This window comes from Micromonospora sp. NPDC004704, assembly GCF_053601675.1.
The window spans coordinates 130,537-150,426 of sequence record NZ_JBSGCD010000007.1 but is presented as its reverse complement, the minus strand read 5'-3'; the positions used below and the strand labels follow the sequence as shown (position 1 = coordinate 150,426).

Annotated in this window: 20 protein-coding genes; 7 read left to right on the top strand and 13 right to left on the bottom strand. The window is 71.1% G+C overall.

Annotated features, from left to right (window positions below; all coding sequences use genetic code 11):
- Positions 1-123 precede the first annotated feature (123 nt).
- The 7 genes from ACWEFB_RS12165 to pdxH form a co-directional block, all read right to left on the bottom strand.
- Positions 124-972, bottom strand: coding sequence for a DUF4230 domain-containing protein (locus ACWEFB_RS12165; protein ID WP_452284825.1), 849 nt, complete (start codon positions 970-972; stop codon positions 124-126).
- Positions 973-1,070: 98 nt separating this feature from the next.
- Positions 1,071-2,243 (bottom strand): acyl-CoA dehydrogenase family protein, encoded by a 1,173-nt coding sequence (locus ACWEFB_RS12160; RefSeq protein WP_452284823.1) that lies wholly within the window; start codon positions 2,241-2,243, stop codon positions 1,071-1,073.
- The gene (locus tag ACWEFB_RS12155) at positions 2,240-2,542 is read right to left on the bottom strand and encodes a type II toxin-antitoxin system VapB family antitoxin (protein ID WP_326561298.1); all 303 of its coding nucleotides are present in this window, start codon (positions 2,540-2,542) and stop codon (positions 2,240-2,242) included. Before ACWEFB_RS12155 ends, ACWEFB_RS12160 begins: the two co-directional genes overlap by 4 nt.
- 195 nt (positions 2,543-2,737) lie before the next feature.
- Entirely contained in the window at positions 2,738-3,340 is a 603-nt protein-coding gene (locus ACWEFB_RS12150) for a nitroreductase family protein (protein ID WP_452284821.1), read from the bottom strand.
- Between the two features lie 16 nt (positions 3,341-3,356).
- On the bottom strand, positions 3,357-4,292 hold the full coding sequence (locus ACWEFB_RS12145; protein WP_452284819.1) for an aldose 1-epimerase family protein: 936 nt from the start codon (positions 4,290-4,292) through the stop codon (positions 3,357-3,359).
- Between the two features lie 64 nt (positions 4,293-4,356).
- Positions 4,357-5,670 carry an MFS transporter gene (locus ACWEFB_RS12140; protein WP_452284817.1) on the bottom strand — a complete coding sequence of 438 codons (1,314 nt, stop codon included), beginning with the start codon at positions 5,668-5,670 and terminating at the stop codon, positions 4,357-4,359.
- Entirely contained in the window at positions 5,667-6,326 is a 660-nt protein-coding gene (pdxH, locus tag ACWEFB_RS12135; RefSeq protein ID WP_452284815.1) for a pyridoxamine 5'-phosphate oxidase, read from the bottom strand. The genes ACWEFB_RS12140 and pdxH overlap by 4 nt, the downstream gene beginning before the upstream one ends.
- A gap of 250 nt (positions 6,327-6,576) precedes the next feature.
- Between pdxH and ACWEFB_RS12130 the strand changes: the two genes are divergently transcribed.
- The 4 genes from ACWEFB_RS12130 (at position 6,577) to ACWEFB_RS12115 (ending at position 11,477) form a co-directional block, all read left to right on the top strand.
- Positions 6,577-7,683, top strand: a complete 1,107-nt coding sequence (locus tag ACWEFB_RS12130) for a citrate synthase 2 (protein ID WP_452284813.1) — start codon at positions 6,577-6,579, stop codon at positions 7,681-7,683.
- A 258-nt stretch (positions 7,684-7,941) separates the two neighbouring features.
- Positions 7,942-9,069, top strand: a complete 1,128-nt coding sequence (serC, locus tag ACWEFB_RS12125) for a phosphoserine transaminase (RefSeq protein WP_452284811.1) — start codon at positions 7,942-7,944, stop codon at positions 9,067-9,069.
- Positions 9,070-9,336: 267 nt separating this feature from the next.
- On the top strand, positions 9,337-10,422 hold the full coding sequence (gene sepH / locus ACWEFB_RS12120) for a septation protein SepH (protein WP_326561305.1): 1,086 nt from the start codon (positions 9,337-9,339) through the stop codon (positions 10,420-10,422).
- A 68-nt stretch (positions 10,423-10,490) separates the two neighbouring features.
- Positions 10,491-11,477: an aldo/keto reductase gene (locus tag ACWEFB_RS12115; protein ID WP_452284809.1), complete on the top strand. Its 987-nt coding sequence runs from the start codon at positions 10,491-10,493 to the stop codon at positions 11,475-11,477.
- Between the two features lie 22 nt (positions 11,478-11,499).
- Here the strand turns inward: ACWEFB_RS12115 and thpR are convergent, their stop codons facing one another.
- The 5 genes from thpR to ACWEFB_RS12090 all read right to left on the bottom strand — a co-directional run bounded on the left by thpR (position 11,500) and on the right by ACWEFB_RS12090 (position 16,240).
- Entirely contained in the window at positions 11,500-12,102 is a 603-nt protein-coding gene (thpR, locus tag ACWEFB_RS12110) for an RNA 2',3'-cyclic phosphodiesterase (RefSeq protein ID WP_452284807.1), read from the bottom strand.
- A gap of 28 nt (positions 12,103-12,130) precedes the next feature.
- The gene (locus ACWEFB_RS12105) at positions 12,131-12,631 is read right to left on the bottom strand and encodes a hypothetical protein (RefSeq protein WP_452284805.1); all 501 of its coding nucleotides are present in this window, start codon (positions 12,629-12,631) and stop codon (positions 12,131-12,133) included.
- A gap of 196 nt (positions 12,632-12,827) precedes the next feature.
- The gene (locus tag ACWEFB_RS12100; protein ID WP_452284803.1) at positions 12,828-14,114 is read right to left on the bottom strand and encodes an MFS transporter; all 1,287 of its coding nucleotides are present in this window, start codon (positions 14,112-14,114) and stop codon (positions 12,828-12,830) included.
- A gap of 70 nt (positions 14,115-14,184) precedes the next feature.
- Positions 14,185-14,634, bottom strand: a complete 450-nt coding sequence (locus ACWEFB_RS12095; protein ID WP_326561311.1) for a MarR family winged helix-turn-helix transcriptional regulator — start codon at positions 14,632-14,634, stop codon at positions 14,185-14,187.
- Between the two features lie 127 nt (positions 14,635-14,761).
- Positions 14,762-16,240 (bottom strand): NCS2 family permease, encoded by a 1,479-nt coding sequence (locus ACWEFB_RS12090; RefSeq protein WP_452284801.1) that lies wholly within the window; start codon positions 16,238-16,240, stop codon positions 14,762-14,764.
- 122 nt (positions 16,241-16,362) lie between these two features.
- Between ACWEFB_RS12090 and ACWEFB_RS12085 the strand changes: the two genes are divergently transcribed.
- On the top strand, positions 16,363-16,617 hold the full coding sequence (locus ACWEFB_RS12085; protein ID WP_326561313.1) for a DUF2530 domain-containing protein: 255 nt from the start codon (positions 16,363-16,365) through the stop codon (positions 16,615-16,617).
- Between the two features lie 16 nt (positions 16,618-16,633).
- On the opposite strand, the gene ACWEFB_RS12080 is transcribed toward ACWEFB_RS12085, so the two are convergent.
- Positions 16,634-17,473, bottom strand: coding sequence for a DUF3027 domain-containing protein (locus ACWEFB_RS12080; RefSeq protein WP_326563049.1), 840 nt, complete (start codon positions 17,471-17,473; stop codon positions 16,634-16,636).
- Between the two features lie 86 nt (positions 17,474-17,559).
- Between ACWEFB_RS12080 and ACWEFB_RS12075 the strand changes: the two genes are divergently transcribed.
- Together ACWEFB_RS12075 and ACWEFB_RS12070 are read left to right on the top strand one after the other, a co-directional pair.
- Positions 17,560-19,245, top strand: coding sequence for an MFS transporter (locus tag ACWEFB_RS12075; protein ID WP_452284799.1), 1,686 nt, complete (start codon positions 17,560-17,562; stop codon positions 19,243-19,245).
- Positions 19,242-19,877, top strand: coding sequence for a futalosine hydrolase (locus ACWEFB_RS12070; protein ID WP_452284797.1), 636 nt, complete (start codon positions 19,242-19,244; stop codon positions 19,875-19,877). Before ACWEFB_RS12075 ends, ACWEFB_RS12070 begins: the two co-directional genes overlap by 4 nt.
- Positions 19,878-19,890 lie beyond the last annotated feature (13 nt).

Sequence of the window (19,890 nt, the reverse complement as noted above, 5' to 3'; positions counted from 1 at the left end):
CAAGACGCCGCTGGATCCTACCGCCACATCCCGCCCGCGTTGAGACGCCACCAGGGGACGCTAGGAGAATACCCGGCATACCTGGCTGACCTGGGATGACACCGAGTCATCGAACTCCTACGCTCAGGGAGCGGTATAGGTGACGGTCACCTTCTCGTAGCCGAGTGAGCGCAGCAGTCCCTCGAGCATTTTCCGGGTGTTCTCCTGGGCCCGGTCACCGAGTCCGCTGTCCCGAGCCGCGGCGGCAATGCTCTCCTCCGCCTTCTGATAGACCTCGCGCTGCCGGTTCGGATCGCCACCGAAGACCTCGCCGAGCCGGTTGAGCAGCCCCCGATCCTCGGCGAATACGTAGCTCTTCTCCAGATCGAGATTGGTCTCGCCGAGTTGCGGTGCGGGCAACCGGATCTCCACCGACTTCCGATCGGCGGATTCGATCACTCCACCCTCGGAAATCTTCGCAAAGTCGACATATGACTCAACAGATCCCGCTCCGACAAAAAGGGTACGTTCGTTGAGCAGGAAGTCGGGGACGTACTTGCGGTCCTGCTGGAGGTCGATCACCACCTGGAAGTTCCCCTCGGCGGCCACGTACCGACTCAGGTCCTGGATCGACTTCAGCAACGGCGGCTGGCTGCGATCGGTCGTCTCCTGCGCGAACGGGTTCCGCCAGGTCGGCCACAACCCGGTCGCCCGTACGCCGAGGACCAGAACCAGAACCACGGCGAGCGCGCCGGCCAGCCAGAACAGTCCGCGCCCGCGCGCCGGGGCGGTGGTGATCACCGGCTCCGGCTGGGTGGGATCCGTCCCGTGGTCGTGGTCCACCGGGTGGTCGGCATCCTCGGCGTCGGCGGCCCAGCGGCGATCGGGGGCCGGGGCGGTCGGTGCCGCCTTGCCCTGCGCCGCCGGTGCCTTGCCCTGCGCGTACTCCGGGTATTCCCGGGTGGGCTCGTTGACATCTCCGCTACGGGACATCTGCCCTCACCGTCCTCATCAGACCGTTTGCCTGGTACAAACGGTACGGGTCGGGTACGACAACACGACCACTGCCGTACTTGTACCCGACGGGACGGTCAGTTGAACGCGGCGATTCCGGTCAACCGCTGGCCGATCACCAACTGGTGGATCTCCGAGGTGCCCTCGTAGGTCAACACGGTCTCCAGGTTGCTGGCATGGCGCAGCACCGGGTACTCGCCGCTGATCCCGTTCGCACCGAGGATCGTCCGGCACTGCCGGGCGATGGCCAGCGCCTCCCGTACGTTGTTCAGCTTGCCGACGCTGACCTGGTCCGGGCGCAGCACACCGCTGTCGGCAAGCCGACCCAGGTGCAGCGCGAGCAGGTTGCCCTTCTGCAACTCGACCGCCATGTCGGCCAGCTTCGCCTGGGTGAGCTGGAAACCGGCGATCGGTCGGCCGAACTGGGTCCGGTTGACCGCGTAGTCCAGCGCGACCTCCAGGCAGTCCCGGGCCGCGCCGAGCGCACCCCAGACGATCCCGAACCGCGCCTCGGTCAGGCAGGACAGCGGCGCCTTCAACCCGGTCGCCCCCGGCAACCGGGCCGCTGCCGGCAGCCTTACCCCGTCCAGGACGAGTTCACCCGTGGAGGATGCGCGCAGCGACATCTTGTGCCGGATCTCGCGGGCGGTCACCCCGGCGCTGTCCAGCGGTACGACAAAACCGCGTACCCCGTCGTCGGTCCGGGCCCAGACCACCGCCAGGTCGGCCAGCGGGGCGTTGGTGATCCACATCTTGGTGCCGGTCAGCACCCAGTCGGTGCCGTCGCGGCGGGCGGTGGTCGCCATCGAGGCCGGATCCGAGCCGTGGTCGGGTTCGGTCAGGCCGAAGCAGCCGATCGTCTCGCCCGTCGCCATCGTCGGCAGCCAGGACTGCTTCTGCTCCTCGCTGCCGTACCGCCAGATGGCGTACATGGCGAGCGAGCCCTGCACCGACACCAGGGACCGCAGCCCGGAGTCGCCCGCCTCGAGCTCCAGACAGGCCAGCCCGTACGCGACCGCCGAGGCGCCGGCGCAGCCGTACCCGGTCAGGTGCATGCCGAGCAGGCCCAGTTTGCCGAACTCGACCGCCAGCTCGCGGATCGGCGCCTCGCCGGACTCGTACCACCCGGCGACGTGCGGGCGGACCCGGTCGTCGACCAGCCGGCGTACGACCGAACGGATCTGCCGCTCCTCCTCGGACAGCAGCGCGTCCAGGTCGAGCAGGTCCAGGGGCGAGGCGGGCGCGTTCACTGGGTCGCCCCGAGCACGAGCACCCGGGCGTGGATCTGGTTGCGCTGCTGCAACGCCGCACGGAGCGCCCGGTGCAGGCCGTCCTCCAGGTAGAGGCCGTTGTTCCACTGCACGACGTGCGGGAACAGGTCGCCGTAGAAGGTGGAGTCCTCGGCCAGCAGCTTGTCCAGAGCCAGCTCCCGCTTGGTGGTGATGAGCTGGTCGAGCCGGATCGGACGCGGCGGGATCTCCGCCCACTGCTTCAGGGTGAACTCGTGGTCCGGGTAGGGACGTCCGTCCCGAACCGCTTTGAAGATCACGACGGTACGCTCCCCTCCCCGTGGCCGAGCCGGCCCTGCCATTCGACCGTGCCAGTCTGACCGTGCCTCACCACGCCCGGTGACACCGGCACCAAACCGAAGGCCGGTGTCAGCCTAGCGACCGACAACGACATTGCGGTTTGTTCCCGGATGTCGATTTCGTTACTGCCCGTCCGGCGACTGCCGACCAACCGGTCAACTCCATTGACCGCGATGCACGACCTGTTCAACCGGGCGACGACCTCGATCCAACGACGGCGACCGATGGTCCGGAGCGCGATAACCGATGGTGATCGCCCCGATGGGAACAAATTCCTCCGGTACGCCGAACGCCTCCCGGTACGACGAAAGCCGCTCCGGCGGGATGCCGAAGAAACACGCACCGAGCCCTTCGTCAACCGCGGTGAGCAGCATCAAAAGAGCGGCGAAACCGGTGTCGACATACCAGTACGGCACCGGCCACCGGTTCTCGTCCCGATCGGCCCAACCCTTGTCCGGTTCGGCGTACCGGTCCAGGTAGGCCGAGCGGTTGGCGTGCGGGACCACGATCAGCGGGGCCCGCCGCATCCCGTCGAGCCACCGCCCCCGCCCCGCCCGCGCCGGAGTCGCCGCGCCCCAGAACCGGTCCCGGTCCGGGGCGTCGGACAACACCAGGAAGCCCCAGCCCTGGGAGAACCCGGCCGACGGTGCCCGTACCGCGTGGTCCAGCAGTCGGTCGACCACCTCCGGCGGGACCGGTCGGTCCGGGTCGTAGTTGCGCACCATCCGCCGTCGCCGTACGACCTCCGCGAATTCCATCCGAGCGACCCGATGCCTATTCGGCGGCAGGGCGGATGCCCCAGCTCGCCCGCCAGGTCGCGCCGGGTGCCAGCACGATCACGTCCCGGCCGGACCGGAACGCGTCCGGCGGGCAGGTCATCGGCTCCACCGCGACCGAACGGCGGTACCGGTCCCCGATCAGGGTGTCGCCGGTGAACACCTGCCACCAGCCGAACGCCGGATCCGCCCAGATGCTGACCGCAGGCTCCCCGACCGGGCCGGCGAGCGTCACGCTGGAGCCGTCCGGCCCCTGGTCGATGTCGCCGAAGGTGACGTCGAGCACCGCCTCACCGATCCGCCGGGGCTCGGTGAAGTCGTACTCACTGCCGGTCACCTTCACCGCCCCGATCGGCAGCAGCCGACCGTCGGTCAGCAGCCGGCTGCGCCCCGGCACCCGGACCCGCACCTCCTCGACCGGCACCCCCGGCAGCCGGAAGTACGGATGCACGGAGAGCCCGAACGGGCACTCCTGCGCGCCCAGGTTGGTCACCTCGTGCTCGGCGCGAAGCCCGTCCGGGCCGATCGACCACCGGGTGCTCAGCCGCAACGGCCACGGGTAGCCGATCTGGGGCGGCAGCTCACAGGCGACCGTGATCGCGTCCGGGGCCTGCTCGACCAGGTGCCAGGGCAGCCAGTTGACCAGCCCGTGGATCGCGGTGTGCTTGTCCGGCTCGGTCAGCGAGAGCTGGTACGCCCGCCCGCCGAAGCTGTACCGGCCGTCCCGGATCCGGTTCGGCCACGGGGCGAGCACCTGTCCGGCACTGCCCGGCGAGACCTCGTCGTCGGCGTACCCGTCGAGGTAGTCCACCCCGCCCACCCGGTAGGCGCGCAGTCCACCGCCCACCTCCACCACGACGGCCTGCTGGTCGCCACCCGTGATCGTCCACTGTGTTCCGGACAGCGGGCGGGGCCCGGTCTCGACGTTGTCCATGCCGGGACGATATCGGTTGTCCCCGGCCACCGCCCGGTCACCCGCCGACCCGGCCACCAGCGAGTCAGTCCGCCGGGGTGGCCGGGGCCCGGTAGCGCAGCAGGGCCGGGAAGGCGAGCGCGAGCAGCGGGGCCAGCACGACAACCGCCAGCCCACCGCCGACCCAGGCGAACCCGACCCCGAGCGACGAGGCCATCAGCCCGGCCCGCAGGTCACCGAGCCGGGGCCCACCGGCCACCACGGTGATGTTGACACCCTGCAACCGGCCGCGCATCCGGTCCGGCACGTAGACCTGCAGCATCGACTGCCGGAACACCGAGCTGACCAGGTCGGCGGCGCCGGCCAGGGCGAGCAGCCCGACCACCAGCCAGAGCTGGTGCGCCAGACCGGCCAGCGCGATGCTGATCCCCCAACCGACCACCGCGACAACCAGGGCGAGGCCCTGGCGCTGGATCCGCCCGATCCAGCCCGAGGTGAGCCCGCCGAGCACCGATCCGATCGCGATCGCGCTGTAGAGCAGGCCGATCGCCGCACCGCCGCCGAACCGTTCCTCGGCCACCTCGGGGAAGAGGCTGCGGGGCATGGCCAGGACCATCGCGATCAGGTCGATGGCGAAGGAGAGCAGGAGCAGGGGCGTGGTGGCCAGGTAGTGGAAGCCGTCCGCGATGGTGCGCAGGCCGGACCGGCGGGCGGGCGGCGCGGCGGCGTCACCCTCGGTCGCGTCCTCGACCAGGGGCGCCAGCGAGGGCAGCCGGTAGGTGGCCCAGAGCGAGACGGTGAACAGCACCGCGTCCACCCCGTACGCCAGCGGCAGGCCGGTCGCCGGGGCCCAGGCGGAGAAGATCAGGCCGGCGGTGAGCGGCCCGGCCACCCCGGCGGCCTGCGAGGTGGTGAAGCCGAGGGTCAACGCGGCCGGCACCAGCCGGGTCGGCACCAGCCGGGTGATGATCGCCTGGCGGGCCGGTGAGCTGATCCCGAACGCGGCCGACTGGACCGCGACCAGGGCGAGCAGCAGCACCGGACTGCCCACCCGGAACACCGCCTGGAGCAGCAGGCCGAGGGTGGTGGCCCAGAGCAGGGTGGTGCTGACCAGCAGCAGCTTGCGCCGGTCGACCAGGTCGGCGACGGCTCCGCCCCAGATGCCGAAGATCACCAACGGCACCAGGGTGGCGAGCCCGAGCAGGCCGACCCAGAGCGAGTCGTGGGTCAGGCTGTACATCTCCACCGGTACGGCGACCGCCGTGAACTGCATGCCGTACATCGACACGCCGTTGCCGATCCACAACCGGCGGTACGCGGGCACCCGGAGCGGGCGTACGTCGATCGCCCACCGCGACGGTGTCTTCTCGTTCTTGTCCGCCGCGAGCGCTGAACTCATGGTGCCAGTCGTTCGATGATCCACCCCTGTTCGTCGCCTCGACGGTAGCGCAGCCGATCGTGCAGCCTGCTGGTCCGTCCCTGCCAGAACTCCACCGTCTCCGGCAGCACCCGCAGGCCGCCCCAGTTCGGCGGCGGTGGAATCGGGTCATCGTCGCCGAACCGGTCCACAACCTCCCGGTAGCCGGCGTCGAGGGTCTCCCGGTCCGGGAGAACCTGCGACTGTGGGCTCGCCCACGCCCCGAGCCGGGAACCGCGCGGCCGGCTGTCGAAGTACGCCTCGGTCTCGGCCCGGTCCACCGGCTCCACCGCCCCGCAGACCACCACCTGGCGTTGCATCGGGAACCACGGAAAAACCAGGCTCGCGTACGGGTTCGCGAACGCTTCGAGGCCCTTGCGCGACCCGTAGTTGGTGAAGAACACCAACCCGCGCTCGTCGTACCCCTTGAGCAGTACGGTCCGCCCGCTCGGCCGACCGGCGGCATCCGCGGTGGCGACCACCATCGCGTTCGGCTCGGGCAGGCCGGCGGCGACCGCATCGGCGAACCAGCGGTCGAACTGGGTGAACCAGTCCGGGGCCAGATCGGCGCGGTGCAGGCCGCGTTCGCCGGAATAATCGCGGCGAATACCCGCTGGTGGAACTGTGTCTCCCGTCACCCCGCCATCTTGCTGCACCCGCTACGACCTGCGCGAACCGGCACCGGCCAGGTAATTTGCCGGCAGTCGATGAATCCGCGCCGGGTTCCCGGCCACACCTGTGTTGTGCGTAGCACAACCCGTTCGGGTCGCAAAGTTAGTTACTCACCAGGCAAGATGGCACGAAATACATCCCTGAGGGTCGCCTAAGGAGCTCCGGTTACGCCGATGAGCCCCGGGTGTACGGACGATGCAGATCCAGGAGAGCGAAATGTCCGACTTCAAGCCGGGGCTGGAAGGCGTGATCGCCTTCGAGACCGAGATTGCCGAGCCCGACAAAGAGGGCGGCTCGCTGCGCTATCGAGGCGTTGACATCGAGGATCTGATCGGACAGGTCTCCTTCGGCAACGTGTGGGCGTTGCTGGTGGACGGCCGGTTCGGCCCCGGCCTGCCGCCGGCCGAGCCGTTCCCGGTGCCGGTGCACTCCGGCGACATCCGGGTGGACGTACAGTCCGCGGTCGCGATGCTCGCCCCGTACTGGGGTCTCGACCAGCTCCTCGACATCAAGGACGAGCAGGTACGCGAGGACCTCGCCCGGGTCTCCGTCACCGCCCTCTCCTTCGTCGCCCAGTCGGCCCGTGGCCTGGGCCTGCCGGCGGTGCCGCAGAAGGAGATCGACAAGGCCCAGACGATCGTCGAACGGTTCATGAAGCGCTGGCGCGGCGAGCCGGACCCCCGGCACGTCAAGGCGGTCGACGCGTACTTCATCTCCGCCGCCGAGCACGGCCTGAACGCCTCCACCTTCACCGCCCGGATCGTCGCCTCCACCGGCGCCGACGCGGCGGCCTGCATCTCCTCCGGCATCGGTGCGCTGTCCGGCCCGCTGCACGGCGGTGCGCCGTCCCGGGTGCTGCACATGATCGAGGCGGTGGAGCGCAGCGGCGACGCCGAGGGGTACGTCAAGGGCGTACTCGACCGGGGCGAGCGGCTGATGGGCTTCGGCCACCGGATCTACCGGGCCGAGGACCCGCGGGCGCGCGTGCTGCGGCGTACCGCCAAGGAACTGGGCGCCCCCCGGTTCGAGATCGCCGAGGCGCTGGAAAAGGCCGCCCTCGCCGAGTTGCAGGCCCGCAAGCCGGACCGGGTGCTCGCCACCAACGTCGAGTTCTGGTCCGCGGTCGTGCTCGACTTCGCCGAGGTGCCGGCGCACATGTTCACCTCGATGTTCACCTGTGCCCGGATGGGCGGGTGGAGCGCGCACATCCTGGAGCAGAAGAAGCTCGGCCGGCTGGTCCGCCCGGCCGCCCGTTACACCGGTCCGGGCACCCGCAAGCCGGCCGACGTCGAGGGCTGGGACGCGGTCGTCCACAACGTGTGATCCCGACCACGCTGGTGGCCCATCCGACTCCGGTCGGGTGGGCCACCGCCGTTTCCGCCCCACGGCTGTGGCGGACGACTCACCGGGGCGGTGGGACTGCACCGGGTCAGGGGCTCGGGTAGTGCGAGGATGAGGGCTCGGCAGCGTCGCCGGACATCCATGGATCCGGCTCGCGGCGCCCCCGCTGCCCGCGCGCCCGGAGTCCCCGCATCCCAGGTCCCGGGCCGCGCCGGCCCATCGGAAGGATCGTCGATAACCGTGGCTGACCCATCGACCATCAGGATCCCCGACGAGTTGAAACCCGCCGACGGCCGGTTCGGTGCCGGCCCGTCCAAGATCCGCCCGGCGGCCGTCTCCGCGCTCGCCGACGTGGCGACGACGTTCCTCGGCACCTCCCACCGGCAGCGGACCGTACGCGACCAGGTCGCCCGGCTGCGCCAGGGCCTCGCCGACTTCTTCTCCCTGCCCGAGGGATACGAGGTCGTCCTCAGCAACGGCGGCACCACCGCCTTCTGGGACGTCGCCACCTTCGGTCTGGTCCGCGACCGGGCGCAGTTCGCCAACTTCGGCGAGTTCGGCGCCAAGTTCGCCAAGGCGGTCGGTGACGCACCGTTCCTCGGTACGCCGACCGTACGCAAGGCCGAGGCCGGCTCCGCTCCGGCGCTGGTCGCCGAGGCCGGTGTGGACGTCTACGCCACCCCGCAGAACGAGACCTCGACCGGCGTGGCGGTGCCGGTCCGCCGGGTGGCCGGCGCCGACCCGGACTCGCTGCTGCTGGTCGACGCGACCTCCGGCGCGGGCGGGCTCGACGTCGACGTACGCGAGACCGACGTCTACTACTTCGCCCCGCAGAAGTGCTTCGCCTCCGACGGCGGCATCTGGATCGCGCTGATGTCCCCGGCCGCGCTGGCCCGCGCCACCGAGATCAAGGAGTCGGGGCGCTACATCCCGGCCTTCCTCGACCTGGTCACCGCGGTCGACAACTCCCGGCTGGAGCAGACCTACAACACCCCGGCGCTGGCGACCATCTTCCTGGCCGCGGAGCAGACCGACTGGATGAACAAGCAGGGCGGGTTGGCCTGGGCGGCCAAGCGCACCGCCGAGAGCGCCGCCATCGTGTACGGCTGGGCCGAACGCTCCGAAGTGGCGACACCGTACGTGATCGACCCGGCGCTGCGCTCGAACGTGGTCGCCACGATCGACTTCACCGATCGGGTGGACGCCGCCGCGATCGCGAAGGTGTTGCGGGCCAATGGGATCGTGGACACCGAGCCGTACCGGAAGCTGGGCCGCAACCAGCTCCGGGTGGCGCTCTACCCGGCGGTCGAGCCGGCCGACGTGGAGGCGCTGACCGCCTGCATCGACCACGTGGTCGCCGCGCTCTAGCATCCGCCGGACCCCCGCCGACGGTTCCCGTGGTCCAACCCGGAGTGCCCGGACGCGTACCCTACGAACGCGTCCGGGCCACCCGGTCGGCGGGGCGGGTGTCGGATGCCCGGCTGCACGGGGTGTTCATTGATCATTCGTGCAGCTCACCCACGACATGCGGGCGTGGCATCCCCCACGCGCGGGCGGACCGGCGTACCGTGTGGCGAGGACGCCCGGGTGGCTGGCTCGTGGCGTGGGCCGAGCAAGCGGGACGGAGGCAACGCGATGCGACCGGTACGCTTCGTCGCCCTCTCCGAGGACGGCCAGGCTTTGGTGCTCGCCGACGAGGTGGGCCGCCTGCTCGCGCTCCCCATCGACGAGCGGGTTGCCACGGTTCTGCACGCCGAACCGGGTGGCACTCCCCTGACGGTGGTCTCCCCGGCACAGGACCCGGTGGCCTCACTGTCGCCACGGGACATCCAGGCCCGGATCCGCGCCGGCGAGTCCGCCGAGGACGTCGCCCGGATCGCCGGGGTCCCGGTCGACCGGGTGCTGCGTTACGCCGGCCCGGTCCTGCAGGAGCGGGCGATGGTCGCCCAGCACGCGCGGCGTACCCGGCTGAAGAACTCGGAGAAGAGCGTTCCGCTCGCCGAGGTGGTCGACGGCCGGTTGGCCCAGCACAGCATCGACACCGAGAAGATCTCCTGGGACGCGTACCGCCGCGACGACGGCACCTGGCGGATCATCGCGAGCTGGCCGTCCGGCAAGGCCACCGCCCAGGCCGTCTGGGACCTCGACAAGACCCGGCAGATGGTGTCCCCGCACGACGACATGGCGCAATACCTGTGCGCCGAGCGGCCGACGCCGATCCTCGGCCAGGAGCCGTCGCCGGAGCGGGGCGGACACGGGCTGCCCGGCCCGACGCGGGTCGAGCCGACCCGTGGTGGGCACGGTCTGCCGGCCGCCACCGGCGACCAGCACGCCCCCCGCCCGACCCGGGACCCGATCCGGGCCGGTCGGGACGCGCTGCTCGCCTCGCTCGACCGTCCACTCGGGTCGAGCGCCGGTCGCGGGCTCGAACCGGTCTCCCCCGCCGCCCACACCAACTACGAGGCGCCCCGGCCACGGCCGGTCGCCGGTGGTGCCGCGGCACTGCTCGGCGGGGGCCAGGGTTCGGCCTTCGACGACGACGCGGACCTGCCCAAGGAGGTCCCCGCGGTACCGTCGCTGGCGGTGCTCCGGCCCCGTCGGACCACCGCACCGGCGGCCACGAACGAGACCACCGACCAGTCCGGCAAGCCCCGCAAGCGGCTCCCGAGCTGGGACGACGTCCTGTTCGGCAGCGGTCCCGCACAACGCGAAACCTCCTGACCGCCCTCCCCGCTGCGCGCCGATCTTCTTGATCGACATCTACCGTTGGCGCGTGGCAGGGTAGGGAGATGGAATACACGACACTCGGCCGTACCGGCCTGTCCGTGAGCCGCCTCTGCCTGGGCACGATGAACTTCGGGCCACAAACCAGCGAACCCGACAGCTTCGAGATCATGGATCGGGCGCTGGAGCACGGCATCAACTTCTTCGACACCGCGAACGTCTACGGTCAGCGGCTCGGCGAGGGCTGGACCGAGCAGATCATCGGTCGCTGGTTGGCCCAGGGTGACGGCCGACGGGACAGGATCGTGCTGGCCACCAAGGTCTACGGCCGGATGGGTGACTGGCCCAACGAGCGCGGGCTCTCCGCCCGGCACATCATCCGCTCCTGCGAGGAGTCGCTGCGCCGGCTCCAGACCGACTGGATCGACCTGTTCCAGATGCACCACGTGGATCGCACCACCCCGTGGGAGGAGATCTGGCAGGCGATGGAGACCCTGGTCGCCCAGGGCAAGGTGCAGTACGTCGGCTCGTCGAACTTCGCCGGGTGGCACCTGGCCGCCGCCCAGGAATCGGCCGCCCGGCGGCACTTCCTCGGGCTGGTCTCCGAGCAGAGCATCTACAACCTGTTCACCCGGGCGGTCGAACTCGAGGTCATCCCCGCGGCCCAGCACTACGGCATCGGGATCATCCCCTGGTCGCCGTTGCAGGGCGGGCTGCTCAGCGGGGCGATCCGCAAGCTGGCCGAGGGTGGGGCCGAGCGGTCCAGGGCCGAGCGGGTCACCGATGTCCTGGCCCAGCACCGTACGACCATCGAGGCGTACGAGAAGCTCTGTGCGGACCTGGGCAGCGACCCGGCCGACGTCGCGCTCGGCTGGCTGCTCTCCCGTCCCGGGGTGACCTCGCCGATCATCGGGCCGCGTACCGTGCAGCAGCTCGACGCGAGCCTCGGTGCGCTGGAGGTCGACCTCTCCGAGGAGACCCTGGCCCGGCTGGACGAGCTGTTCCCGCCGGTCGGCAAGGGCGGCGCCGGCCCGGAGGCCTGGGCCTGGTAACGACTCCCACGGTGGCCTGGCCCTACAGCGACCAGGCCGCCAGGCGTTCGTAGACCGGCCGGGGGCCGGGGTGGCTGCGTACCAGCACCATCTCGGTCACCGGCCAGGTCGGGCCGAGGTAGCCGTCCAGCACCGCCCGGTCCGCCTCGACGGCCTCAGGGGGGACCCGCCTTCCCGGCCGGGCCAGGGTGAGGTGCGGGACGTACGGCCGGAGGTCGGACGACAGCCCGATGGTGGCGAGTTCCCGTCGGGTGGCCAGGCTCACCGCGTGCAGGGCGTCGACGTCCCCGCGCACCCCCACCCAGAGCACGGTGTCCGGCGCCGCCCCGAACAGACCGCCCCCGCCCAGCGACAACCGGGGTACGCCGACGACCTCCACCGAGCCGTCGGTGCCGAGCGGAGGCCGCCAGGTCCGGGCCGCCCGGTCCAGCGCCGACCGCACCTCGGGTAGCCGGGTGTCGGCCACCTCGCCGATGAAGACCACGGTCAGGTGCAGGTTGTCCGGCGGGGTCAGCCGTACGTCGACACCGGACGCGTGTGCCGTACCGACCCGCAGCCGGGCCAGTTCCCCGGTCAGGTCGGCCAACGCCTCCGGCGACGGGTAGATCGCTACGAACAGGCGCACCGGCGCACCCCGCTCGGTGCCGGCGCGCTCATGGCCGGAAGGGTCGGTCGGCGGTGGACAGGACCAGACCGGCGGCCTGCAACTCGCCCTCGACCCGTACCCGCTCGATCTCCCGGTCCAGCCCGTCGAGGTCCGCCAGGTGCTCGGCCACCCCCAGGTAGCGGCTGGCCACCCGCAACTGCTCGTCGTACGCCCGCAGCAGCTCGCCGTGCGCCGACCGGGACCGGGGCGGCCGTCCCAGCCGCTGCCCGCCGAGCCGGCGAAGATCGGCGGCGACCTGCTCGATCGCGGGCCCGCCCGGCCGGTCCAACTCGGACGGATCGAGGTGATGCCGCCCCGCCCCGGCCCGGAACGTACGGTCGAGGCGGTCGAGTTCGCGCCGCTGCCGCCGTCCGGTACGCCGGTTGACCGCCTCAGCCGCCAGCCAGGTGACCAGTTCGTCGGCGAAGAGGACCCCGGCGACCAGCGCCGGAAGGCAGACCAGTGACAGGAGTGCCAGGGCCAGCACGAAAACCTGCACGACGGCCATCCTCCGACGCTAGGCCCCACGATCGGGGCACGCCACCGATTTGCAAAGTGAGCCGGGTCGCTACCGGGTTGCCGCGCCGAACCGCGACGTTTCCATCACACCAACCAATCAGACACCTACGACAGTTCCCACCACCATCACGGTCGGGAAGGGCCCCTTCCGGTCCGGAATTCGGGAACCGGGGGCCCTTCCCCGATCAGTTGGCGTCGGCGGGTACGACGTAGAAACGGGGCAGCGGGGCGATCCGCAGCCGGAGCCGGGAGCCGTCGTGGCGCAGCTGCCAGAGCACGGCGAGCAGGGCGGCGGCCAGCGAGATGAGCCCGCCGATCCAGATCGCGGCGTTGGCACCGGCGTGCTCGGCGACCCACCCGATCACCGGTGCACCGACCGGGTTGGTGCCGAGGAAGACCAGCACCCACAGGGCCATCACCCGGCCCCGGAACGCGGCGTCGACACCGAGCTGGACCCGCTGGTTGGACGCCTGGGCGAAGTAGACCATCAGGAAGCCGGCCGGCACCAGCAGCACCAGGACCAGCCAGTACGTGGTCGCCACCCCGACCAGGGTGCCGGCGATGGCGCAGGCCACGGCGGCACCGAGGACCACCCAGACCGACGGGCGGCTACGCCGGCCGCTGCCGGCCAGGGCGCCGCCGAGCGCGCCGACGGCCAGTGCCGTGGTGAACAGCCCGAACGAGGCCGCCCCGGTGTTGAAGACGGTCTTGGCGAGCGCGGCCAGGGTGATCTGGAAGTTGAACAGGGTCATCCCCATCACCGACATGAGCACCATCGGGAGCACCAGGTCGGGCCGGACCCGGACGTACCGGAGGCCGTCGATGACCTTGGCGGGGGCGCGTTCGTCCATCGGCGGCAGGGCTTCGCGGTGCAGTTCCTCGCCGCGCATCCGGACCAGGCCGATCAGCGGGGCGAGCGCGCCGAAGACGCTGATCAGGAAGACCGGTCCGACGTCGAAGAGGGCGATCGCCACACCGGCGACGGCCGGGCCGATGATCCGCGCGGAGTTGAAGGTCGCGGCGGAGAGGGAGAGCGCGTTCGGCAGCAGCGGGGTGCCGACGAGTTCGGAGACGAAGGACTGGCGTACCGGCGTCTCGACCGCGTTCGCCGTACCGAGCAGGGCGGCGAAGACGAAGACGTGCCAGAGCTCGATCACTCCGGTGACCACCAGCAGGCTCATGCCCAGCGCCAGCACGCACCAGGCGGCGTTGGCGATGAAGAGCAGCAGGCGCTTGTCGTACCGGTCGGCCAGGCGGCCGGAGAAGAGCGTGAGCAGCAGTACGGGGGTGAACTGCAGCGCGGTGACCCAGCCGAGCGCGGTCGCCGAGTTGTCGGAGAGGTCGAGTACGAGCCAGTCCTGCGCGGTGAACATCATCCACACGCCGATCAGCTTGGTGAGCTGACCGATCGCGAACAGCCGGTAGTTTCGAACCTGCAGGGACTGGAAGGTGGTACCTAGTTTTGCCCGCACTCGGGGTGCGCCTCCTCGGGTCGTACGCGTCATCCACAGCGGACGAAGCGGACCCGGTGAGCGGCGCCGATCAGGCGCGAGCCACCTTCTGCAGGATCGCCGCGGCCAGCCGCAGCGTTTCCCGTTCCTCCGGGGTCAGCTCGGCGAGCCGGTGGCCCAGCCACTCGTTGCGGGCCCGCTCGAAATCGGCGAACACCGCGCGGCCGGACTCGGTCGTCGAGAGAATGACCTGTCGTCCGTCGGTCGGATGGGGAGTGCGGCGTACCAGGCCACGCTCCTCCAGCTTCGCGACGATCTTGGTCATCGTCGGTGGCTGCACCCGTTCGGTGTCGGCCAACTCACGCGGACTCAGCGCACCCGCCAGCTCGAGGCTGGTCAGGGCGGACAACTGGGTCAGCGTCAGTTCACCGACCGGCCGGGACTGCCGGACCCGTCGATTGAGCCGGGTGATCGCATCGCGCAGCAAACTTGCCAGCTGCGCAGGTGGCACACGTTGCGCCATCACCGTCCGCTCCGTCACGATAGTTAGCCTAACTAATAAGCCTTGCTAACGACCACTGTTATGACCACGGTCACCGAACCCGCGAACGGGCGGGGGACCCGGTGACCACCAGTTTCCCCCGCCCGTGCCAGGTACCCGCGACCGGTCAGCCGATCAGCGTCTCGATCGGGCCACGCAGGAAGTACAGGACGAAGAGCACGGCCACGCCGTACAAAAGCGGGTGCACCTCGCGGGCCTTGCCCCGGGCCAGCTTCAGTACCACGAAGGTGATCACCCCCGCGCCGATCCCGTTCGAGATCGAGTACGTGAACGGCATCAGCACGATGGTCAGGAAGGCCGGTACGGCGATCTCGTAGTCGGTCCAGTCGATGCTCCGTACGCCGGTCATCATCAGGAAGCCGACCACCACCAGCGCGGTCGAGGCGGCCTCGAACGGCACCACCACGACCAGCGGGGCCAGGAACATGGCCAGCAGGAACAGCGCGCCGGTGACCAGGTTCGCCACCCCGGTACGGGCACCCTCCGCCACCCCGGCCGCGCTCTCGATGTACGAGGTGTTGCTCGACGTGCTCGCCGCCCCGCCGGCCGCCGCCGCGATCGAGTCGACCAGCAGGATCTCCCGCGTACGCGGGGGTGTCTGGTTCTCGTCCAGCAGGTCGCCCTCCTGCGCGACCGCCACCATCGTGCCCATGGTGTCGAAGAAGTCGGTGACCAGGAGGGTGAAGACGAACATCAGCGCGACCAGCCAACCGGCGGTCGACCACGAGCCGAGCACGTTGAAGTTGCCCAGCAGGGAGAGGTCGGGGGTGTCCAGCACGGTGGACGGCAACTCCGGCACGTTCAGCGACCAACCCGAGGGGTTCGGCTTGCCGTCGACGAACGACGGGCCGACGTTGGCGATCGCCTCCACCACGAGAGCCAGCACGGTCGAGGCGACGATGCCGATCAGGATCGCGCCCCGCACCTTGCGTACCACCAGTACCAGGGTGATCAGCAGACCGAGCACGAAGACCAGCGCCGGCCAGGTGACCAGCTTGCCGTTGATGCCCAGGCCGACCGGGACGGTGGTGCCGGCGGCGTCCGGGATCCGCCGGACGAACCCGGCGTCGACCAGCCCGATGATGGTCAGGAACAGGCCGATGCCCACCCCGATCGCGGTCTTGAGCTGGGTCGGCACCGAGTGGAACACGGCCGTACGCAAGCCGGTCAGCACCAGGATCGCGATGATCACACCCTCGATCACCACCAGGCCCATCGCGTCGGCCCAGGTCATCTGCGGGGCGATCTCGTACGCGACCAGGGCGTTCACGCCGAGGCCGGCGGCCAGGGCGAGCGGGAACCGGCCGACCACCCCCATCAGGATCGTCATCACCCCGGCGACCAGGGCGGTTGCGGCGGCCACCGCCGGAATGGCCAGCCGTTGCCCGTCCCCGTCGACCGCGTTGCCGAGGATCAGCGGGTTGAGCACCACGATGTAGGCCATCGTGAAGAAGGTGGCGAGTCCGCCCCGGATCTCACGACTGATCGTCGAGCCACGGGCGGAGATCTCGAAGTACCGGTCGAAGCCGTTGGGTGGGGGTGTGGTCGCCGGCGGCGCGCCGGCTTCCGTGGAGGTGGTCGTCATATGGGTACCTCGCATGCAGCGATCAAGGGGGTTTGATCCGCGCATCGTCCCAGACGACCGGTTACCGGGAAAGTACGTTCCGGTTACGAAGTTCGATCCCTGCCCACGGGTACGCTGATCACGTGCCGGAGCAGCAGCAACCGCGGCCGGAGCCGCTCGACCCACCGATGGTCCCGTTCGCCGTCGGCGGCATCGTGATCTGGGCGGTGGTCGGGCTGGTTCTGCTGATCTTCTTCAACGACTGGCTGACCGAGCACGGTCACCGGGACTGGCTCTGGACCTGCCTCGCCGGCTTCCTGGTCGGCTTCCCCGGACTGGCCGTGATGCTGCGGCACGACGCCAACCGCCGTCGCCGCCGGGCCGGCCAGCAGCACTGACCGGCACCCGGTCCGGTCAGCCGTGGCCGTACGGCTCGGCGGGCTCCTCGCTGGCCACCGAACCGGGCGCCCGGCTCACCGAGACCGCCTCGACCTCGTTGTCGTCGTAGATCGTCGGCAGCTCGTCCACCGGCGTCTCGACCGTGTCGAGCATGGTCTCCGAATGGGCCCCGCACCCGTGGTCGGCGCTGACCGCCCGGCCGTCGTCGGGGGCGTAGAAGTTGCCGCAGACACCGAAGGCCTGACGCATGGCGCCGGCCAGGGGCAGGTAGAAGCCGCACGTCCCGCACCGGGCGGTACGGGGAGCGGCGGCGGAGATCGGCGCGGTCGGGCCGTGGTCGCCGTCGTACCAGCGCTGCGCGGTCTCCTCCCGGCCCTCCTTGGACATCACCCGGGACCGGCCGAGCCCGAGTTCCCAGACGGTCTCCTCGACCGCCGGGTCGTCGGAGAGGACGTAACCGGGTACGAGCCGGTCGTCGTCGGCCGGGGCCGGGAGCAGGTCACCAACACCCAGGTCACCCGGCTGGAGCCGTTCCTGCCAGGGCAGCCAGCTCGGCGCCAGCAGGGCGTCCGGGCCGGGCAGCAGGACCGTCTCGCAGATGGTCACCTGCTTGCTGCGCGAGACCCGGGTGACGGTCACCGCCCAACGCCAACCCCGGTAGCCGTCGAGCAGACATTCGAAGAAATGGGTAACCAGGCGTTCACCCTCGGCAACCACCTCCAGGTGATCGCCGACGTCGGTCGGCTCCACCTCGGTGATGCCGGCCCGCGCCACCTCAACGGCAGCGGCACAAACCTGGTCGAGACGGGCTGCGCGAGCGCCGACGGTCCTGGTCACATGCTCATTCTTCCCTATCCCGTCAGCCTGGCGGCAGGGACTCCCCGTACACGTTCTCGCGCCACATCCTCCGGGCGTGCGCCGGATGGGCGAGGATGGTGCACATGCCGCTGTTCAACCGCCCCAAGGGGTCGTTCCTCGGGCGTGCCCTCGGTAGGACGATCCGGGGCACCCGCGCGGTCCTGCGCGGGACATTCCGGGGCGGCGCCTGGATCACCCGAGGCGCCGGGCGGGTACGGACCAGGGGCGCCGGCGGCGAGACCGGCATGGTGCGCCTGTTCGACCTGCACGCCGTCTCGTGTGCCGGGGACGTACTGATCACGATCGGGCTGGCCGGAACGATCTTCTTCAACGCCCCGCTCGGCGAGGCGCGGGGCAAGGTCGCCCTCTACCTGCTGATCACCATGGTCCCGTTCGCGCTGCTCGCCCCCGTGGTCGGCCCGCTGCTCGACCACTTCCGGCACGGCCGCCGGTACGCCCTCGCCGCCACCATGCTCGGCCGCGCCTTCCTGGCCTGGTTGATCTCCGACTACATCCACGGGTTCGGCCTCTACCCCGCCGCGTTCGGCGTACTGGCCCTCTCCCGCGCGTACGGGGTGGCCCGGTCGGCCGCCGTACCCCGGCTGCTGCCCGCGGGGATCGGCCTGTCCCAGGCGGGAGCACGGGCCAGCGTCTACGGCACCATCGCCGGCGCCGTGGTGGCCCCGCTGGGCCTGGCCGCGTTCTGGCTCGGTCCACAGTGGCCGCTCCGGGTCGCCTCGGTGATCTTCCTGGTCGGGATGGTGATCGCGCTCCGGCTGCCGCCACGCGCCGACTCCGAGCCGCCGGAGGCGGTGCCCCGGGCGTGGCGCGGCATCTGGCGGGGCAACGGCACCGGGGCGCTCAGCGGCGGTCCGGGCGGTCGGCTGGTGATCGGCACCCTGGTCGGCGGCGCCACCCTGCGCGGCCTGTACGGCTTCCTCCTGCTCTTCCTCGCCTTCGCGATCAAGAGCGGCGACGTGACCACCGTCGTCCTCGGGCGGAACCTCTCCGACCAGGCCGCACTGGGTCTGGTCGGCGGGGCACTGGTGGTCGGGACCTTCCTGGCCACCGCGCTCGGCACCCGGCTGCGCATCCACCGGCCGACCGCCATCCAGTCCAGCGGCCTGGTCATCGTCGCCGCTCTGGCGGTGCTGACCACGGTCGAGTTCTCGCTGCTCACGGTCGCCCTGCTCTGCCTGGTCACCGCCCTGGTCAGCGGGATCGCCAAGCTCGCCGTCGACGCCTCGATCCAGGAACGGGTCCGGGAACGATCACGGGCGAGCGCGTTCGCCCACTCCGAGACGGCGCTGATGCTGGCCTTCGTGGCCGGTGGCGCGATCGGCCTGATCCCGTTCGACGGCCGGGTCGGCATCGCCGTGCTGAGCGGGCTCGCCACGCTCTCCGCCGTACGCGCGGTGGTGGTCGCCGGCCGGCTGCGCGGGGAACGGCTGCACGGGCGGGCCATCCCCGACGCCGAACAGGAAGCCGCCGAGGAACAGGCCGCCGCCGAACAGCGGGCCGCCGAACAACAGGCCCGGGACGAGGCCGAACGGCAGCGGGCCACGGCCGCGACGGAAGCCGGGAACCGGTCCGGGATCACCGAACCGGCGACGGCGGCAGCCGCACAGACCGGGAACTCGGGCGGTGGCGACCGGCCGTTGGCCCCGCCCGGCTACCACATCTACCGACCGTCGTCGGCCGTACCCGCACCGGGTTCCGGCGACGACGGTGCGCGCCAACAACGTGAACCCCGGGAGCCGACCACATGAGCGCTGGACTGCTGATCGTCACCGCCGTGCCGGCCGAGGCGGAGGCGGTCCGGGCCGGTCTGTCCAGCACCACGGTGACCGTCGCGCCGGTCGGGGTCGGGCCGGCCGCCGCCGGTGCGGGCACCGCCCGGCTGCTCGCGCTGGCCGAGGCGGGCGGGCAGCCGTACCAGGCGGTGATCAGCGCCGGGATCGGCGGCGGCTTCCCGAACCGGGTCGCGCTCGGCACCATCGTGCTGGCCACCCGGAGCATCGCCGCCGACCTGGGCGCCGAGTCGCCGGAGGGTTTCCTCCCGCTCGACGAACTGGGCTTCGGACCGTCGTCGGCCCCCGCCGACCCGGCCCTGCTGGAGCGGCTGCGCGAGGCGCTGCCCCGGGCCACCGTCGGGGCCGTGATCACGTGCAGCACCGTCACCGGTACGTCCGAGAGCGCCAGCGCGCTCGCCGCCCGCTACCCGGACGCGGTCGCCGAGGCGATGGAGGGGTACGGGGTGGCCACCGCCGCCGCCCAGGCCGGGGTCCCCTTCGCCGAGCTGCGGACCATCTCCAACCCGGTCGGCCCCCGGGACCGGGGTGCGTGGCGGATCACCGAGGCGTTCGAGGCGCTCCGCTCAGCAGCCGCCGCGCTGCGCTGATCCACAGCGGGTT

What these genes read in the sequence shown, in the direction of transcription:
- ACWEFB_RS12165 (WP_452284825.1), bottom strand. Translation starts at nt 972, where the DNA reads ATGTCCCGTAGCGGAGATGTCAACGAGCCCACCCGGGAATACCCGGAG.
- ACWEFB_RS12150 (WP_452284821.1), bottom strand. Translation starts at nt 3,340, where the DNA reads ATGGAATTCGCGGAGGTCGTACGGCGACGGCGGATGGTGCGCAACTAC.
- ACWEFB_RS12145 (WP_452284819.1), bottom strand. Translation starts at nt 4,292, where the DNA reads ATGGACAACGTCGAGACCGGGCCCCGCCCGCTGTCCGGAACACAGTGG.
- ACWEFB_RS12140 (WP_452284817.1), bottom strand. Translation starts at nt 5,670, where the DNA reads ATGAGTTCAGCGCTCGCGGCGGACAAGAACGAGAAGACACCGTCGCGG.
- ACWEFB_RS12130 (WP_452284813.1), top strand. Translation starts at nt 6,577, where the DNA reads ATGTCCGACTTCAAGCCGGGGCTGGAAGGCGTGATCGCCTTCGAGACC.
- sepH (WP_326561305.1), top strand. Translation starts at nt 9,337, where the DNA reads ATGCGACCGGTACGCTTCGTCGCCCTCTCCGAGGACGGCCAGGCTTTG.
- ACWEFB_RS12115 (WP_452284809.1), top strand. Translation starts at nt 10,491, where the DNA reads ATGGAATACACGACACTCGGCCGTACCGGCCTGTCCGTGAGCCGCCTC.
- ACWEFB_RS12105 (WP_452284805.1), bottom strand. Translation starts at nt 12,631, where the DNA reads ATGGCCGTCGTGCAGGTTTTCGTGCTGGCCCTGGCACTCCTGTCACTG.
- ACWEFB_RS12090 (WP_452284801.1), bottom strand. Translation starts at nt 16,240, where the DNA reads ATGACGACCACCTCCACGGAAGCCGGCGCGCCGCCGGCGACCACACCC.
- ACWEFB_RS12075 (WP_452284799.1), top strand. Translation starts at nt 17,560, where the DNA reads ATGCCGCTGTTCAACCGCCCCAAGGGGTCGTTCCTCGGGCGTGCCCTC.
- ACWEFB_RS12070 (WP_452284797.1), top strand. Translation starts at nt 19,242, where the DNA reads ATGAGCGCTGGACTGCTGATCGTCACCGCCGTGCCGGCCGAGGCGGAG.